This is a genomic window from Tabrizicola sp. YIM 78059, from assembly GCF_004959785.1.
GTDB classification, from domain to species: domain Bacteria; phylum Pseudomonadota; class Alphaproteobacteria; order Rhodobacterales; family Rhodobacteraceae; genus Tabrizicola; species Tabrizicola caldifontis.
Genome location: NZ_SJZH01000064.1, coordinates 1 through 569 on the forward strand (window position 1 = coordinate 1; position 569 = coordinate 569).

At 64.9% G+C, this 569-nt stretch carries 1 protein-coding gene; it reads right to left on the reverse strand.

Features of this window, described 5'->3' with window-relative positions:
• On the reverse strand, positions 1-423 hold a 423-nt coding region (locus EZM81_RS18040), incomplete at its 3' end, for a transposase (RefSeq protein WP_211195453.1).
• Positions 424-569 lie beyond the last annotated feature (146 nt).

Here is a 569-nt window from a genome sequence, read left to right on the forward strand (position 1 = left end):
CTCGTCGATCTCGGCGCAGAAGCGGCTGACTTGGCTCTTGGACATGCCGCCCGCGCCCATGGCCTTGACCAAGTCATCGACCGACCCTGTCGAGACGCCGTGGACGTCAGCCTCCTGGATGACCGCCACCAGGGCCTTCTCCGCCGTCCGGCGCGGCTCCAAGAAGCTGGGGAAATAGCTCCCTTTCCGGAGCCTGGGGATCTCCAGCGCGATCCGTCCAGCCCTCGTATCCCAGTCACGGTCCCGGTATCCGTTGCGCTGAACCTCACGCATAGGCGAGCGCGCGCCCTTCGACACGCCGGTCACAGTTTCAACTTCCATTTCCATGAGCCGCTCGGCCGCAAAGGCCAGCATCTCGCGCACGAGATCGCCATCGGCCTGCTTCTCAACCAGCTCGATCAGCGCCATTCTGTCGTCGGTCATCGTCATCTCCGTTTCAGGTTACAGGTCTCGCAACCCGAACCTACTCCGAAGATCGGCGATGACCGCCAGCGTCACCCACGGCCGCGCGCTGCGCTACGCCGAAGGCTCCGCGCGCCGCCTCCTACACCATCACCCGGGGCACTATC